This is a genomic window from Massilia niastensis DSM 21313 (assembly GCF_000382345.1).
Lineage (GTDB): Bacteria > Pseudomonadota > Gammaproteobacteria > Burkholderiales > Burkholderiaceae_D > Telluria > Telluria niastensis.
The window spans coordinates 59,589-75,769 of record NZ_KB908096.1 but is presented as its reverse complement, the minus strand read 5'-3'; the positions used below and the strand labels follow the sequence as shown (position 1 = coordinate 75,769).

General features: G+C 67.0%; 18 protein-coding genes. 7 read left to right on the top strand and 11 right to left on the bottom strand.

Annotated elements, in window-relative coordinates:
- Nucleotides 1-10 precede the first annotated feature (10 nt).
- Both H162_RS0114020 and H162_RS30895 read right to left on the bottom strand, forming a co-directional pair.
- A complete protein-coding gene (locus H162_RS0114020; RefSeq protein WP_026354627.1) occupies nucleotides 11-1,177 on the bottom strand; it encodes a tyrosine-type recombinase/integrase in 1,167 nt (388 codons plus the stop codon).
- 95 nt (nucleotides 1,178-1,272) lie between these two features.
- Complete coding sequence (locus tag H162_RS30895) at nucleotides 1,273-1,644, bottom strand: four-helix bundle copper-binding protein (RefSeq protein ID WP_051109933.1); 372 nt, start codon at nucleotides 1,642-1,644, stop codon at nucleotides 1,273-1,275.
- Nucleotides 1,645-1,793: 149 nt separating this feature from the next.
- Between H162_RS30895 and H162_RS0114010 the strand changes: the two genes are divergently transcribed.
- From H162_RS0114010 to H162_RS0114000, 3 genes are all read left to right on the top strand, one after another.
- Nucleotides 1,794-2,237 carry a DUF411 domain-containing protein gene (locus H162_RS0114010; protein WP_020654105.1) on the top strand — a complete coding sequence of 148 codons (444 nt, stop codon included), beginning with the start codon at nucleotides 1,794-1,796 and terminating at the stop codon, nucleotides 2,235-2,237.
- Between the two features lie 9 nt (nucleotides 2,238-2,246).
- Nucleotides 2,247-2,591 carry a copper-binding protein gene (locus tag H162_RS0114005; RefSeq protein ID WP_020654104.1) on the top strand — a complete coding sequence of 115 codons (345 nt, stop codon included), beginning with the start codon at nucleotides 2,247-2,249 and terminating at the stop codon, nucleotides 2,589-2,591.
- Between the two features lie 92 nt (nucleotides 2,592-2,683).
- Nucleotides 2,684-3,082 carry a hypothetical protein gene (locus H162_RS0114000; protein ID WP_020654103.1) on the top strand — a complete coding sequence of 133 codons (399 nt, stop codon included), beginning with the start codon at nucleotides 2,684-2,686 and terminating at the stop codon, nucleotides 3,080-3,082.
- Here the strand turns inward: H162_RS0114000 and pnuC are convergent.
- Nucleotides 3,072-3,659, bottom strand: a complete 588-nt coding sequence (pnuC, locus tag H162_RS0113995) for a nicotinamide riboside transporter PnuC (protein WP_020654102.1) — start codon at nucleotides 3,657-3,659, stop codon at nucleotides 3,072-3,074. The two genes, H162_RS0114000 and pnuC, sit on opposite strands and share 11 nt — an antisense overlap.
- Nucleotides 3,660-3,797: 138 nt before the next feature.
- The gene (locus tag H162_RS0113990; RefSeq protein ID WP_020654101.1) at nucleotides 3,798-4,298 is read right to left on the bottom strand and encodes a pyridoxamine 5'-phosphate oxidase family protein; all 501 of its coding nucleotides are present in this window, start codon (nucleotides 4,296-4,298) and stop codon (nucleotides 3,798-3,800) included.
- Nucleotides 4,299-4,457: 159 nt separating this feature from the next.
- Here H162_RS0113990 and nadB point away from each other — a divergent pair, with 159 nt between their 5' ends.
- From nadB to H162_RS0113970, 4 genes are all read left to right on the top strand, one after another.
- The gene (gene nadB, locus H162_RS0113985; RefSeq protein ID WP_020654100.1) at nucleotides 4,458-6,086 is read left to right on the top strand and encodes an L-aspartate oxidase; all 1,629 of its coding nucleotides are present in this window, start codon (nucleotides 4,458-4,460) and stop codon (nucleotides 6,084-6,086) included.
- Nucleotides 6,087-6,138: 52 nt separating this feature from the next.
- Nucleotides 6,139-7,038 (top strand): DMT family transporter, encoded by a 900-nt coding sequence (locus H162_RS0113980; RefSeq protein ID WP_020654099.1) that lies wholly within the window; start codon nucleotides 6,139-6,141, stop codon nucleotides 7,036-7,038.
- 136 nt (nucleotides 7,039-7,174) lie between these two features.
- Nucleotides 7,175-8,068, top strand: a complete 894-nt coding sequence (locus tag H162_RS0113975) for an NAD-dependent protein deacetylase (protein ID WP_020654098.1) — start codon at nucleotides 7,175-7,177, stop codon at nucleotides 8,066-8,068.
- A complete protein-coding gene (locus tag H162_RS0113970; protein WP_229452070.1) occupies nucleotides 8,065-9,114 on the top strand; it encodes an alpha/beta fold hydrolase in 1,050 nt (349 codons plus the stop codon). Before H162_RS0113975 ends, H162_RS0113970 begins: the two co-directional genes overlap by 4 nt.
- Before the next feature lie 6 nt (nucleotides 9,115-9,120).
- Here the strand turns inward: H162_RS0113970 and H162_RS0113965 are convergent, their stop codons facing one another.
- The 7 genes from H162_RS0113965 to ilvB form a co-directional block, all read right to left on the bottom strand.
- Nucleotides 9,121-9,441: a hypothetical protein gene (locus H162_RS0113965; RefSeq protein ID WP_020654096.1), complete on the bottom strand. Its 321-nt coding sequence runs from the start codon at nucleotides 9,439-9,441 to the stop codon at nucleotides 9,121-9,123.
- Between the two features lie 80 nt (nucleotides 9,442-9,521).
- Nucleotides 9,522-10,388: a carboxylating nicotinate-nucleotide diphosphorylase gene (nadC, locus tag H162_RS0113960; RefSeq protein WP_020654095.1), complete on the bottom strand. Its 867-nt coding sequence runs from the start codon at nucleotides 10,386-10,388 to the stop codon at nucleotides 9,522-9,524.
- Nucleotides 10,385-11,518: a quinolinate synthase NadA gene (gene nadA / locus H162_RS0113955; RefSeq protein ID WP_020654094.1), complete on the bottom strand. Its 1,134-nt coding sequence runs from the start codon at nucleotides 11,516-11,518 to the stop codon at nucleotides 10,385-10,387. Before nadA ends, nadC begins: the two co-directional genes overlap by 4 nt.
- A 99-nt stretch (nucleotides 11,519-11,617) precedes the next feature.
- Nucleotides 11,618-13,216, bottom strand: coding sequence for an ABC-F family ATPase (locus H162_RS0113950; RefSeq protein ID WP_026354625.1), 1,599 nt, complete (start codon nucleotides 13,214-13,216; stop codon nucleotides 11,618-11,620).
- Nucleotides 13,217-13,343: 127 nt separating this feature from the next.
- Complete coding sequence (locus H162_RS0113945) at nucleotides 13,344-13,856, bottom strand: RES family NAD+ phosphorylase (protein WP_020654092.1); 513 nt, start codon at nucleotides 13,854-13,856, stop codon at nucleotides 13,344-13,346.
- Nucleotides 13,853-14,248, bottom strand: a complete 396-nt coding sequence (locus H162_RS0113940) for a DUF2384 domain-containing protein (protein ID WP_211223703.1) — start codon at nucleotides 14,246-14,248, stop codon at nucleotides 13,853-13,855. Before H162_RS0113940 ends, H162_RS0113945 begins: the two co-directional genes overlap by 4 nt.
- Before the next feature lie 76 nt (nucleotides 14,249-14,324).
- Entirely contained in the window at nucleotides 14,325-16,142 is a 1,818-nt protein-coding gene (ilvB, locus tag H162_RS0113935; RefSeq protein ID WP_020654090.1) for a biosynthetic-type acetolactate synthase large subunit, read from the bottom strand.
- Nucleotides 16,143-16,181: the final 39 nt, after the last annotated feature.

The window sequence follows — 16,181 nt, the reverse complement described above, 5'->3', positions numbered from 1 at the left end:
TCACCATCTGCTACGCGATGCCTTTGCCGCCCGGCGAGCCGAGGATTTCATCGTGCCGTTCGTGGTCGGTCTTGTGCAGGTAGGCGGCCGTGGTCGCGATATTCGCATGGCCGGCGGTGTCCTGCAGGGTCTTGAGCTGCACGCCATTGTTGGCATGGTTGGTCAGCATGCTGTGCCGCAGCCAGTGGGTGGATGCCTGGCGCAGCACCGACGCGCTGTCGCCGTCGCCTTGCGCCGCAGCGCTGTCGGCCGCGGCCTGGAATACGGCCTTGAGCGCCTCCGAGGCCGCCTCGTCGGTGATGCGCAGGAATTCCCTGCTGCGGCTGGACAGCACCAGCGGCATGCGGTCGGCGCGGCTGGTCTGGGGCAGCAGGCCGTAGGCGCGCCGGTAGTCGCGGTAGGCCGACAGCATGGCGGGCGGCACCGGCAGGCGGCGCGGCTTGGCGCCCTTGCCCATGACGTCGAGCCACCAGCGGCCATCGCCCTCACTGTAGATCGAGCCCATGTGGGCGCCGACGATCTCGTTGAGGCGTGCGCCGGTCTGGGCGAAGGCGATCAGCAGGAAGCGGTCGCGCTCGCGCTGGCGCGCGGCGGCCTCGGTCTCGACCGGCCGCTCGGCGACGTTCTGGAGCGCCAGCGCGATCGCCTGCGGCGTCAGGTAGCGCGTGATGCGGCTGGCGTGCGCGGCGCGCACGTTCTTCACCAGGCGCGCCGGATTGCGGCGCAGGTAGCCGGTCTGTTCCGCGAACCCGAGCAGGCCCTTGATGGCGATCATCGACTGGCGCCGGCTGGCGTCGGACAGCGGCCCGGAAAACGGACGGTAGCGCGGATCCTTGCGCGGCCACTTGGTCTTCGAGATCCACGCGTCGGGCGGCTGCTTGAGGAATTCCTTGTAGGCGTTCAGGTCGGCGACGCTGAGCTGGTGGAAGGTCTTCTTCATCTCTTCGCGGCACCAGGTCAGGAAGCGGTACAGCTCCTTCTGGGTGTTGGCGATCGACTTGGGGCTGAGTTCGCCATGGGAGATGTACTCGCGGGCGATCTCGGCATCGTTGCGGGCCTCGGTGACCGGTTCGTCGTGCGCGCCGCGGAATGCGCCCGTGTTCGGCCGGTGCGCCGCGGCCCGGTCCAGTCCCTGCTCGGGAAGCGGGTCGAGGTCGATCGGCAGGAAAGTTGGCATGGTACGGCGATGGATACTGTATTAATGTACAGTATAACATCGCCGCGAGGGTGTCCGGTAGCCCGCCCGTGCGCGGGCCTGGTGTCAATGCGCTGTCAATGCGGTGCGGGCATGCCGAGGTTGCGGCGGCCGCCCTGGTTTCCGCTCATGTGGCGGCACTCGGCGGCGCAGCGGCGGCAGGCGGAGGCGCAATCCTGGCAATGCTGCATCGGGTGGCTGGCGCACTCGTCCGCGCACAGTTCGCAGACCTCGGCGCAGGCCAGGCAAATCGCGTGGACGGCGTCGCCGCCGCGCGCCATCACGGCGGCTGCCAGCCGGCACAGCTGGGCGCAATCGATATCCAGGGCGATGCAGCGGGCCATCGCCTTCGGGTCCTCCTCGCGCAGGCAGGCCGATGCGCACATGTCACAGGCATCGGCGCAATCATTGCATGCTTCAATGCAGTTTGCGTATTGCGAACGTTCCATATCATCTCCTCGAGCGCAGGAGCCACCCCGCGCCGTCGCGCTGGTATAGTAGCGGCGAGTCGCCGCCACGCCCGTACCGTAGCACCGGCAGGCAGGCGCCCACGCACGATACCCCGGCGCAACCCGCCCTGTATTCATTCGGAGTAGGCATGTTCAAGCGTTTTCTCATCACATCCGCCGCTGCGGCGCTGGTCGCGCTGCCCCTGGGCGCCATGGCCGCCCAGCCGGTCATCGAGGTCTACAAGAGCGCCAGCTGCGGCTGCTGCAAGGAATGGGTCAAGCACCTCGAGGCCAACGGCTTCAGCGTCAAGGCCAGGGATGTCGACAATCCCTCGGACTACCGCGAGAAGTTCGGCATTCCGCACGAGTTCGGTTCCTGCCACTCGGCGCGCGTGAACGGCTACGCGCTCGAAGGCCACGTTCCCGCCGCCGAGATCAAGCGCCTGCTCGCCGAGAAGCCCAGGGCGCGCGGCCTGGCCGTGCCCGCCATGCCGATGGGCTCGCCCGGCATGGAAGGTCCGCGCAGCGATCCTTACGACGTGCTGCTCGTCAAGGATGGCGGCAAGGCAACGGTCTACAAGCACTATAAATAAGGAAGCGGGATGCGCATGAAGACCGGGACGTGTTCCCTTCCGCTGCTGCTTGCCCTGTCGGCGGCGTCATCGATTCCCGCCCCGGCCCGGGCCGATGCACCCGCGGCTGCGGCTGCGGCCGCGGCATCCGCCGGCATGGTCTCGGGCGAAGTCAGGAAAGTCGACCGCGACGCCGGCAAGCTCACCATCAGGCATGGCCCGCTGGCCAGCCTGAACATGCCGCCGATGACCATGGTGTTCCGGGTCCGGGATGCGGCCCTGCTCGCGCAGCTCAAGCGGGGCGACCGGATCCGCTTCGTCGCCGACCGGGTGGATGGCGCCTTCACCGTCACCAGGCTGGAAGCGGACGAGTAAGCTTGTAGTCCTACATGCGCTTGCACGGTGCGCCGATAGCGGCGCGCCCGCGATCGCGGCAGAATATGGTTTCCATACGACAGGAGGCCGCGATGAATACTCCCGCATCCACGCCCGCCCAGCAGCCGGGCGCCACCCCGCAGGACGACCCGTCCACGACGCTCGGGGTCGGCGGCTCGACCAGCGGGCAGCAAGGCGCTACCCCAACCCATGAAACCCAGCAGGAAACCGGCGGCAACGGCGGCGACGGGCTGACCCGCAACCAGTCCGGCGCAACCACCAACGCACCGGACGGCAACGCCGAGCAAGGCGGCGCGACCGGCCAGGGCGGCATGTCGGGCAAGGCCGGTGACAGCGCGATGACCCACACGGGCCGCGGCGCCAAGGACACGCGCCAGGAACAGGCCGGCTCGACCGGGACCGGGCTGGGCACCCCGGAGACCGGCGGCAATCAGGATGAGGGCGACCTGCCGCCCACGATCACGCCGTGACCGGTTCAGCGGCCTCGGCCTGGCGCCGCGCCAGCTTGCGCCACCAGATCCACGACACGATCGCATTGATCCAGAAACCGACGTAGAGCGCCGCGGTCAGGTACAGCTCGCGGCTGAAGTACAGGGGCACGGCGATCGTGTTCACCACCAGCCAGACCGGCCAGTTCTCGATCCGGCGCTGCATCATCAGCAGCTGGGCGATCACGCTGAACACCAGCACCGCCGAGTCGATGAAGGGCGCGTAGGCATCGGTGTGGAAATGCAGCAAGGCGCCGTAGAGGGCCGTGGCCGCCAGGCCCGCCGGCGCCATCCACGCCAGCGAGCGCAGGCCGGCGTGCGTGATCGGCAGCGGCGCGCCGTGGTTCCCGCGCGCCCAGCGCCACCACCCGAGCAGGCTGGTGGCGACGAAAAACACCTGCAGCACCACGTCCGCATACAGGCGGCTTTGCGCGAACAGCAGGCCGAACAGGGTGCAGCCGACGATGCCGGTCCACCAGGTATGGACGCTGTTGCGTCCGGCAAGCACGATCGCCACCGCCGTGAAGGCATTCGCCGCCAGCTCCAGCGGCCCGATCATCGTGCGTGGCGGCGCCAGGATTTCGTCATGGTACGCTCCGGGTTGTGGGAGCACTACTGTAAGCCAGGGCAGTACCTTGCAGCAAGTCGCCCGCCGTGTTTCGACGACGGGGGCAGGCCACGCTCGATGCGGTATCACTCACATGCGGATGGTCCCGTGCTCGGCGTCCAGGTCAGGCGTGGTGCCGGTGACGGCCGCCTTGGCCATGGCGAACATGCGCACCATCTGGCTGTCGTTCGCATCCCAGTACTCCGCCGCGTGCGGCACGACCCGCACCAGCACCACGTGCTCGTCTTCCGGGCCGGCGGGGAACCAGGCCTGGACCATGCCGTTCCATAAGGCGTGGATCTGGCTGCGGTCCACCACGCGTTCGGCGGTGCCGCTGACCGACACATAGGTGCTGTCGTCGTTGTTGGCGAAGCTCAGGTTGACTTCCGGATTGCGGGCGATGCTGTCCCACAGGGAGGTCGTGGTACGGACGTAGAACCACAGGCCGCCGTGCTCGTCGATCTGCTGGTTGGTCATCGGCTGGCTGACCAGGTGGTCGTACTGGTCGCGGAAAGTGAACATGGCGAAGCGCATCGAGCCGATCTTGTCGGCCAGAACTGCGGCGTGGTTGTCGGCATGGTGATTGGTCATGGCAGGTCCTCCGGTTGGGCGATTTTCCGATCCTAGCCCGGCCACGCGGGATCATCGGTGCGGCCGCGAACGTTTGGCGGCGGACTGGACTTTTCCACCTGCCAACGCAAGCGGCGCAAATCGTCTATAGTGATGCTTCTGTACACATATGACATTGCCATGAAATTTGACGTCGCTATTGTCGGCAGCGGTCTGGCCGGCCTGTCGGTGGCCTTGCACCTGGCGCAAACCCGCAAGGTTGCCATCATCTCGAAACGCGAACTGCTCGACGGAGCAAGCAGCTGGGCCCAGGGCGGCATTGCCGCGGTACTCGATTCTTCCGACAGCCACGACCAGCACATCGCCGATACCCTGGTGGCCGGCGGCGGACTGTGCGACGAGGCGGCCACCCGCTACATCATCGAACATGGCCGCGAAGCCATCGAATGGCTGATCGAACAGGGCGTACCCTTCACCCGCGACGCCTCGGCGGAGCTGGGCTTCCACCTCACCCGCGAAGGCGGCCACAGCCAGCGTCGCATCATCCATGCGGCCGACGCCACCGGCCACGCGGTCCAGGTCACGCTGGAACAGAAGGTGCGCGCCCATCCGAACATCACGCTGTTCGAACACCACAGCGCGATCGACGTCATCACTTCCGACAAGCTGACCGGCAGCAGCGTCCATGGCGGCATCCCGCACATGGTCGGCCAGCCGCGCTGCTACGGCCTGTACGTGCAGGACGAGCGCAACGGCAAGGTGCTGACCTTCGAGGCCGAGCACACCGTGCTGGCCACGGGCGGCGCCGGCAAGGTCTACCTGTACACCACCAATCCCGACACCGCCACCGGCGACGGCATCGCGATGGCATGGCGCGCGGGCTGCCGCGTGTCGAACATGGAATTCATCCAGTTCCATCCGACCTGCCTGTACCACCCGTATGCCAAGTCCTTCCTGATCACCGAGGCGATCCGCGGCGAAGGCGGCCTGCTCAAGCTGCCGCCCGAGGCCGGCCCGGCGGCCGGGACCCGCTTCATGCCCGCCCACGACGAGCGCGGCGAACTGGCGCCGCGCGACGTGGTCGCCCGCGCGATCGACTTCGAGATGAAGAAGCGCGGCCTCGACTACGTGCACCTGGACATCAGCCACCAGGACCCGGCCTTCCTGATGGAACACTTCCCGACGATCTACGCGCGCTGCCTGGAACTGGGCATCGACATCACGAAGGAGGCGATCCCCGTGGTGCCCGCCGTCCACTTCACCTGCGGCGGCATCGTCACCGACCTGACCGGCCGCACCGACATCCCGGGCCTGTACGCCGTCGGCGAGACCGCCTGCACCGGCCTGCACGGCGCCAACCGCCTGGCCAGCAACTCGCTGCTCGAATGCGTGGTCATCGGGCGCGCCTGCGCGCACCAGATCGCGGCCGCGCCGCCGGTCCAGAATCCGGTGCTGCCGCCCTGGGACGAGAGCCGCGTCACCAACGCCGACGAGGAAGTCGTGATCGCGCACAACTGGGACGAGCTGCGCCGCTTCATGTGGAACTATGTCGGCATCGTGCGCACCACCAAGCGCCTCGAGCGGGCGCTGCACCGCATCAAGCTGCTCAAGGAAGAAATCGACGAGTACTACCGCAACTTCCGCATCACGCACGACCTGCTGGAGCTGCGCAACCTGGTCGAGGTCGCCCACCTGATCGTGCGGAGCGCCCTGTCGCGCCACGAGAGCCGCGGCCTGCATTATTCGCGCGACTTCCCCGACACGCTGCCGAAGGCGCTGCCGAGCGTGCTGACGCCGCGCCGCCGTTGATCCGGCGCCACGCCAGTCCGGCCTGCCGCGCGCAGGCCGGATCGCCCTGCCCATGAACCGCCAACCGCTCACGCTGTCCACGATCGCCCTCCTGACCACGGCCCCGGTGCTGTGGGCCGGCAACGCCGTTGTCGGCCGCCTGGTGCGCGACGCGGTGCCGCCGATGACCCTCAACCTGATCCGCTGGGTGCTCGCCCTCGCGGTGCTGGTGCCGCTCGGCCGCGCCGCCTTCCGCAGCGGCAGCGGGGCCCTGGGCAACTGGCGCCGCTACAGCATGCTCGGACTGCTGGGCGTGGGCCTGTACAACTCGCTGCAATACCTTGCGCTGCAGAGCTCGACGCCGATCAACGTCACCCTGGTCGCCTCCGGCATGCCGGTCTGGATGCTGCTGGTCGGCCGCCTGTTCTATGGGGTGCCGGTCAAGCGCCGGCAGATCGCGGGCGCGGTGCTCTCGATCGCCGGCGTGCTGGTGGTCATGTGCCGCGGCGACCTGGCGCAGCTCGCCGCGCTGCGCCTCGTGGTGGGCGACCTGTACATGATCCTGGCGACCATCGCCTGGTCCTTCTACAGCTGGATGCTGATGCAGCAGAAGGATGTGCCGGGGCTGCGCGCCGACTGGGCCGCCTTCCTGCTGGTGCAGGTGGGCTATGGCGTGCTGTGGTCGGCCGCGCTGGCCGGCGGCGAATGGGCGTTCGCGGGCGTGCACATCGCCTGGAGCTGGGGCCTGGCCGCCGCGCTGCTGTATGTCGCGCTGGGGCCGGCGATCCTGGCGATGCGCAGCTGGGGCGCCGGGGTGCAGCGCGCCGGCCCCAGCATCGGCGCCTTCTTCATCAACCTGACCCCGCTGTTCACGGCGCTGCTGTCGTCGGCCTTCCTGGGCGAGCCGCCGCACCTCTACCACGTGCTGGCGTTCGCGATGATCGTGGGCGGCATCGCGGTCTCGGCGCGCTGAGCGCCTCCCGGCGGCTGCCCCGCAGCCCCGGGACAGGGCGACATGCCGGGTGTGCATCCATCTTATGCCTGGGAATCGTGTTTCGATGCCCGGATGAAGGGTGTTAGGATCCCATGCACAGGGAGGATCCCGTCACATGGCAGAAGGTTTCAACGTCCAGGACCGCGCCGAGGAACTCGCCGCATTCCTCGACCGGCATGCGCGCACCCTCGTGCTCACCGGAGCGGGACTGTCGACGGCGTCGGGCATTCCCGACTACCGCGACCGCGACGGCACCCGGCGCGGCAAGCAGCCGATCCAGGGCCCGGAGTTCCGGCGCTCGGCCGCGGTCCAGCGGCGCTACTGGGCGCGCAGCATGGTCGGCTGGCCGGTGCTGGCGCGCGCCACCCCGAATCGCGGGCACCGCGCGCTGGCAGCACTGGAAGCCGGCGGCAAGATCGGCTTCATCCTCACCCAGAACGTCGACGGCCTGCACCACCAGGCCGGCAGCCACGCCGTGCTCGAGCTGCACGGCAACATCCACACCGTCGCCTGCCTCGACTGCGGCGCCCAGTTTCCGCGCGCTTTCGTCCAGACCCAGCTCCAGGGCGCCAATCCGCATGTCGCCCAGGCCATGGCCACCCCGCTGCCCGACGGCGACGCGGCGCTCGAACCCGACTCGCTGACCGAGTTCCAGCTGCCCTGGTGCGTGCACTGCGGCGGCAACCTGATCCCGGATGTGGTCTTCTTCGGCGACAACGTCCCGCCGGCGCGCACCGCCTGCGCGCTGAGCCAGATGGAGGCCGCCGACGCGCTGCTGGTGGTCGGCTCCTCGCTGATGGTCTACTCGGGCTTCCGCTACTGCCGCATGGCGTCCGCCAGCGGCAAGCCGATCGCCGCCGTGAACCTGGGGCGCACCCGCGCCGACGACCTGCTCGCCTTGAAACTCGAGGAATCCGCCGAGGACCTGCTGCCGCTGGTGGCCAGGATGCTGAACGTGACATCACCCGAGCTGCCACCCGAGCTCATCGACCATAGGGGAACATTGTGAACGAGACTTACCGCTCCACGTATATCCGCAGTCGAAGTTCCGGCCTGCTGGGCTCCAGGACCGTGCTGGCCGGCCTCGGCCTGCTGGCTTCCTTCCTCTATGTGCAGGCCAGGTCGCGCAAGGCCGAGCGCGAGAATCCGCCCGAGGGAAAGTTCGTCGAGGTCGACGGCGTGCGCCTGCACTACCTCGAACGCGGCGAAGGGCCCGCGCTCGTCCTCCTGCACGGCAATGGCGTGTACTCGAAGGATTTCGAGTACTGCGGCCTGCTCGAGAAGGCGGCCGAACGCTACCGCGTGATCGCCTTCGACCGGCCGGGTTTCGGCTACAGCGAGCGGCCGCGCAGCACCGTGTGGACGCCGGAGAACCAGGCCTGCCTGCTGCACCACGCCTTGCAGGAAATCGGGGTCGACTCGGCCATCGTGGTCGGACATTCCTGGGGCACCATGGTGGCCATGGCCATGGGCTTGCAGGTGCCGGACTTCGTGCGCGGGCTGGTCCTACTGAGCGGCTATTACTACCCGAGCGTGAGGCTGGACGTGGTCCTGAGTTCTCCGCCTGCCATTCCAGTGGTCGGCGACGTGATGCGCTACACGGTGTCGCCGCTGCTCGGGCGCCTGATGTGGCGGGGCGTGATCAAGCGGGCCTTCTCGCCGCTGCCGGTCGACAAGAAGTTCGACCGCTTCCCGGTGTGGATGGCGCTGCGGCCCAGCCAGCTGCGCGCCGCCGCGGCCGAGAGCGCGATGATGGTGCCGGCGGCCATGAGCCTGGCCAGGCGCTATGGCGAACTCAAGGTGCCGGCGGCGATCCTGGCCGGGACCAAGGACAAGGTGGCCATGTTCGGCCACAACTCGGAACGCCTGCACGAGGAAGGCCTGCACCACAGCGAACTGGAGCTGGAGCCGGGTGTCGGCCACATGCTGCATTACGCCCATCCCGAAAAGGTGATGGCGGCGATCGACGCCATGGCGGCCCGGGTGGGCGAGCCTGTGCCGATTCGTAATCCGAAGGCGGAAGCGCTGGCGCGGGCCAGCGAAAGCGGGGTCTGAGCCGCCTCAGGCCTGGGACGTGAACTTCAGAACCAGGCCGGTGACCAGCGCCGCCGTCATCGCCAGCGCCAGTGCGCCATGCAGCATCGGCGAGCCGATCGAGATCTCTTCCGCCTCGCCATCGTGCTTCATGGTCAGCGCCTTCTTGATCATGACCGGCCGCAGGAAGCCGCGGATGCCCAGCAGCAGCATGCCGACGCCGAAGTACAGTTCACCATTGAGGTGGTAGCGGATGCCGTCCGCCACCTGGGGCAGACCGAGCAGGAGACCGAAGCCGAGCCAGAAAAGACGGGAACCGAGCGAACGCGACAACTTGGATGTGGACATGGAAGTGCAGGAATGAAGACGGCGGCCGCAGCCGCCTGGAGCGCGGACCGCCGCCCCGGGGACGGCGGACACGCGCAAGATCAGCCGACGATGCGCAGCGAATAATCGGTGGCGCGCACGTCCTTGGTCAGGCTGCCGATGGAGATGCGGTCGACGCCGGTCTCGGCGATCGCACGCACGGTCTCCATGTTGATGCCGCCCGAGGCTTCGAGCAGTGCGCGGCCGGCATTCACGGTCACCGCCTCGCGCATCATGTCGAGGTTGAAGTTATCCAGCAGTACCGACTTGACGCCGGCCGCCAGCGCTTCCTCGAGCTCGGCAATATTCTCGACCTCGATCTGCACCGGCACCGCTGCGCCGAGTTCATCGGCCGCCCGCAGCGCGGCGCTCACGCCGCCGGCCGCGGCGATGTGGTTTTCCTTGATCAGGATGCCGTCATACAGGGCCAGGCGCTGGTTCTTGCCGCCGCCGACCCGCACCGCATACTTTTGCGCCAGGCGCAGGCCCGGCAAGGTCTTGCGGGTATCGAGGATCGCCGCCCTGGTGCCGGCGATGACGTCGACATAGGTGCGGGTGGCAGTCGCCACGCCCGACAGCAGCTGCAGGAAGTTCAGCGCGGCGCGCTCGGCCGTGAGCAGCGAGCGCGGGCTGGCCTCGATGGTGCAGACCACGCTGTCGGCGGCCATCATGTCGCCTTCGGCGTATTTCCAGTCGATCTCGATGTCCTGGTCGACCGCCAGCATCACGCCTTCGAACCATGGCGCGCCGCACAGCACGGCGGCTTCGCGCACGATCACGCGCGCCTTCACGCGGGTGTCGTCGGGCACCAGCTTGCCGGTCAGGTCGCCGGTGCCGACATCCTCCAGCAGCGCGGCCAGGATATTCTGCTCGAAAGCGGATTGCAGTTTGTCGTCGAACTGGTCGTGGGGGTTGCGCAGGGTCGTCATGCCGGGCCCACTCCCGAGAACAGCGTGGCGTTCTGCTCCAGCGCGCCGGTCGGCAGCGCCTTGGCTTTCCTGGCGGCGGCGAAATCGAGCATGCGGTCGATGGCGCGCTTGGCCTGGCGGCCGATCTCCGGATCGACATGGATCTCGTTGGCGCCGGTTTCCAGCACCTCGGCCAGGTTCTTCAGGCCGTTCATGGCCATCCACGGGCAGTGCGCGCAGCTCTTGCAGGTGGCGCTGTTGCCGGCGGTCGGCGCCGCGATGAAATGCTTGCCGGGGGCGGCCATGCGCATCTTGTGCAGGATGCCGTTGTCGGTGGCGACGATGAAGGTCGTCGCATCCATGTCGCGCGCGGCGTTGATCAGCTGGGTGGTGGAGCCGACCGCATCGGCCAGGGCCACCACCGCGGCCGGCGATTCCGGGTGCACCAGCACCCTGGCGTCCGGGTGCTCGGCCTTCAGCAGGTCGAGTTCGATGCCCTTGAATTCGTCATGCACCAGGCAGGAACCCTGCCACAGCAGCATGTCGGCGCCGGTCTGCTTCTGGATATAGGCGCCCAGGTGGCGGTCGGGCGCCCACAGGATCTTCTTGCCCTGGGCGTGCAGGTGGGCCACGATGTCCAGGCCGATCGACGAGGTCACCATCCAGTCGGCGCGCGCCTTCACGGCCGCGCTGGTATTGGCGTACACCACGACGGTGCGGTCCGGGTGCTGGTCGCAGAAGGCGGCGAATTCGTCGGCCGGGCAACCCAGGTCGAGCGAGCAGGTCGCGTCCAGGTCCGGCATCAGGATGGTCTTTTCCGGGTTCAGGATTTTGGCGGTCTCGCCCATGAAGCGCACACCGGCCACGACCACGGTCCTGGCCGGGTGGTCACGCCCGAAGCGGGCCATTTCCAGCGAATCCGACACGCAGCCGCCGGTTTCCTCGGCCAGGTCCTGCAGGTCGGCGTCCACGTAGTAGTGGGCCACGAGCACGGCCTCGCGTTCCTTGAGCAGGCGGCGGATGCGCTCCTTGAGCTCGATTTTCTCGGCGGCGGTCGGCGTGACGGGCGTACGCGCCCAGGCTTCCGCGGTACAGGCGGCGCCCGACTGCGGATGGTCGTATTCGAAGGTCTTGATCGGTACGGTATTCATGCGGGATATCATCTCACAATGCATGCGGGAGTGCCGAGGGCCGGCCAGGGACGCCTGGCCAGTCCGGCAGGATGGGCGGGGAGTTCCCCGCCCCTGGCATCAGTCGATGCCCTGGCTCTTCAGGTACTCTTCGTAGTTACCCCGGAAGTCCACGATGTCGTTCTCGCGGATCTCGAGGATGCGGGTGGCCAGCGAAGACACGAATTCACGGTCGTGCGAGACGAAGATCAGGGTGCCGGCGTACTTGTCGAGCGCGATGTTGAGCGATTCGATCGATTCCATGTCCATGTGGTTGGTCGGCTCGTCGAGCAGCATCACGTTGTGGCGGCCGAGCATCAGCTTGCCGTACATCATGCGGCCCTTCTCGCCACCGGACAGCACGCGCACCGATTTCTTGACTTCGTCGCCGCCGAACAGCAGGCGGCCCAGGATCGAGCGCACCGCCTGGTCGTCGTCGCCTTCCTGGGTCCATTCGCCCATCCAGTCGGTCAGGGTGGCGTCGGTCGCGAATTCCTCGGTCGGATCCTGCGGCATGTAGCCCGGATTGGCGTTCTCGGCCCACTTCACCCGGCCGCTGTCCGGCTGCATGTTGCACAGCTCGCCGCCGATGGTGCGCAGCAAGGTGGTCTTGCCGGCGCCGTTGGCGCCGATGATCGCGATGCGCTCGCCGGCCTCGACCATGATCGAGAAGTTCTTGAACAGCTGGCGGTCGTAGGCTTTCGAGATGTTCTCGGCTTCCACCGCCAGGCGGTGCAGCTTCTTCTCGCCTTCGAAGCGCACGAACGGATAGGCGCGCGAGGACGGCTTGAACTCTTCGATCTTGATCTTGTCGATCTGCTTGGCGCGCGAAGTCGCCTGGCGCGCCTTGGATTTGTTGGCCGAGAAGCGGCGCACGAATTCCTGCAGCTCGGCCACTTTTTCCTTGGCCTTGGCATTGTTCGCCAGCTGCTGGTTGCGCGCCTGGGTCGACGCCAGCATGTAGTCGTCGTAGGTGCCCGGATAGACCTTCAGGGTGCCGTAGTCCATGTCCGCGATGTGGGTGCACACCTGGTTCAGGAAGTGACGATCGTGGGAAATGATGATCATGGTCGAATTGCGCTCGTTGAGCACTTCCTCGAGCCAGCGGATCGTGTTGATGTCCAGGTTGTTGGTCGGTTCGTCGAGCAGCAGGATGTCCGGGTTCGAGAACAGCGCCTGGGCCAGCAGCACGCGCAGCTTCCAGCCCGGAGCGATGGCGCTCATCGGGCCCTGGTGCAGGTCGGTGGCGATGCCCACGCCCAGCAGCAGTTCGCCGGCGCGCGCTTCGGCCGAGTAGCCGTCGTATTCGGCGACCTTGCCTTCGAGCTCGGCGGCGCGCATGTAGTCGTCGTCGGACGCTTCCGGGTTGGCGTAGATGGCGTCGCGCTCGGCGATGGCGTTCCACAGCTCGGTGTGGCCCATCATGACCACGTCGAGCACGCGGGTGTCTTCATAGGCGAACTGGTCCTGGCGGAGCTTGCCCAGGCGTTCGTGCGGATCGAGGCTGACATTGCCTGCGGACGGCTCGAGGTCGCCGCCGAGGATCTTCATGAAAGTCGACTTGCCGCAGCCGTTCGCGCCGATCAGGCCGTAGCGGTTGCCCTCGCCGAATTTGACGGAAATGTTCTCGAACAGCGGCTTGGCGCCGAATTGCATCGTGATATTGGCTGTGGATAGCATGCTAGATTGTGTCTTTTGCTTTGAAGATCAAAGGGTTAAAGCTTAATCGCGCATTATACAACATGCACTATGGGCCACTCTATAGAGACCCTCGAAAACAATGGCCCGCAAGGCCATGCGGCGTCCCCTACTCCCAGGAACGCTGGTTGCGTGGCAGCCCGCCGTCCGGATCGTAAACGTCGAGGCGATCGTCTGCATCGAGCAGCTCGGTATACAGGACCAGGTTGACACCTGGCACTAGCACGGACGGAAACAGGATGCCCTTGGCGCCAGCGGCCATCGCGATGTCGCCCAGCACCCAGGAAGGCGGCTCGACGTCCTTGTCGAAGTGCAGCGCGCGCCAGTCGCAGTAAAAGTCGTGCCACAGAGGATCCCAGTCGGCATCGACCCCGTCGCGCAAATCGACCAGCGGTCCCAGGTTCAAGGTATAGGACACCATCAGGCCGGGCGGCATGAGCGGGCTGAGCTGCCGGTATTCCGCCAGCGCCGTTTCCAGTTCCAGCGACAGGTAGAGCGCCTGGATCCCCGGCCGGTTGGCGCGTCCACCCGCGCGCGCCGCTCCGGCCCCGCTCAGCGGGGCATGGGCCCAGCGCGGTGTATGAACTCGATATGCGGTGGCATCGAGTCGGGCAAGCTTCATCCTGTAAACCCTGCGTCGAGCGAAGTCAGGTAACGCAGCAGTGCCTCGGTCCTGCGTTCCGCCACCAGCGTATGGGCGGTCTTGTAGTCGAATACAGGCAATGGGTGATTCGAGAACCAGAACAGCGCTTCCTCGACGCTGCCGTTCAGATCCGTCGCGGCGCGCAGCACGCGGACCGAATCGCGCAGGAAGCCCTGGACGCTCGCCGACTGGGGCGCGCGCCGGAGGGTGTTGCGGTGTACCTGCGCACTCTGCGCCAGGCTCTGGGCGTCCAGGTGCAGCACCTGGCCGTAGCGCGCCGGTGACAGCGTCGGACTGGTTTCGTCGCGCAGGTAGGCCATGAAAGCGTCGAAATCCTGGCCGAATACGGGTGATCGTTGCTCTATATGCATGATGGCCCCCATTTGTGCACCAAATATGCACCATATTAGCACCGAGTACGACTCCTTGTGGCGGGGACCCCTGCTTTCATCTCAAAGGACAGGCAGCGCGAGCAGGCGCTTCCCGTGCGGCAGGATCGAACCAGCGGTCCTTGGCGAGCATGATGTCGTGGTGGCCATGCCCGGCGGGGATCATCGGGAAGCAGTTTTCAGTCTGCTCGACGACAACGTCCAGCAGATAGGGACCATCCGAAGACAGGCACTCCCGCATGGCCGCCTCCAGGTCGCAGGCATGTTCGACGCGGCGCGCCTTCCAGCCGAATGCGTGCGCCAGCGCGACAAAATCGGGCAAGGCCTCGTGACAGCTATGGCTGTAGCGCCCGCCGTGGTGAAGTTCCTGCCATTGGCGGACCATGCCCATGCATCCGTTATTCGACAACACCAGCTTGACGGGACAGCGGTGCTGCACGGCGGTCGACAGTTCCTGGATATTCATCATCACGGAAGCATCCCCGGTCACGCAAACGACGAGCGCGTCCGGATTGGCTACCTGCGCACCGATCGCCGCCGGCAAGCCGTAGCCCATCGTCCCTGCTCCGCCGGACGTCAGCCAGCGCCGGGGAGCCTCGAAGCGCAGATACTGCGCAGCCCACATCTGGTGCTGTCCGACATCGGTCGACACGATCGCGTTCCTGTCCCTCAACTGGTCGCCAAGCGTGCGCATCAACTGTTGAGGAATGATCGTCGACGCGCTGCCGTCGAAGTCCAGGCAGCGCACGGCGCGCCAGGTCCCGATGGTGTTCCACCAATCGGCAGTCAATGCATGATCGGCGGACTCGGGGGCGAGCCTGCGGACCAGGTCCGTGAGCACGGCGCCGCAGTCCCCGACCAGGCTGACGTCGGCCTGCACCACCTTGCCGATCGATCCGGGATCGATGTCGATATGGACGATACGCGCACCGGGACAGAAATGTTCCAGCTTGCCCGTCACCCGGTCGTCGAAGCGGGCCCCGACGCACACGACCAGATCCGCCCCGTGCATCGCCAGGTTCGCCTCGAGGGTGCCGTGCATCCCCAGCATTCCCAGCCATTGGGAAGCCGAGGCCGGAAACGCCCCGAGTCCCATCAGGGTCAGCGTGCACGGTCCATTCTTCCAGAGAACCAGCTCGGTGAAGGCGGCGCAGGCATCGCCGCCTGAATTCACCAGTCCCCCGCCCCCGTAGAAGACCGGCCGACGGGACTGCCGGATCAGTGCCGCCGCTTCATCCAGCCTGCCGTCCAGCCCGGCCGCACGGCGCGGCTGCGCCGCTGGCGGCGACGCCTGCGCGAACGCTGCCGCAGGCACCGACCGGGCCTGGATATCCTTCGGCACATCGACCAGGACCGGCCCGGGTCGGCCACCCATTGCCTCCCGTACCGCCCGCCGCAGCGTCGCGACGATATCGCCCTCCGCGCGGATCTGCGCGTTCCACTTCGTGACCGGGCGCGAGATCCCCAGCGCGTCGCATTCCTGGAATGCGCTGGTGCCGATCGAGGTCGTGGCAACCTGGCCGCTGATGCACAGGACTGGAATCGAGTCGCTCAGGGCATCGAGCAGGCCGGAAGTGGTGTTCGCGATCCCCGGTCCCGAGGTCACGCATACCACGCCGAGCCGCCCGGTCGAGCGCGCGTAGCCCTCCGCCGCATGGACTGCGGCCTGCTCGTGCCGGACCAGGACATGCCGCAGGCGCGTATCGTGCGCCAGCGCATCGTACAGAGGCAGGACGGCGCCGCCCGGATATCCAAAAATCGTGTCGACGCCACATTTAACGAGGGTATCGAGCAGCAGGCCCGCACCGGTCCGGACGGGTTCGCCCGGGGTGTCCAGCGGCGGGAACGGAGAATGCCTGGATGAGTGTGTGTTCATCCCTGAATGATATCGACCCGCAACCGGAAAGTGCTTCAT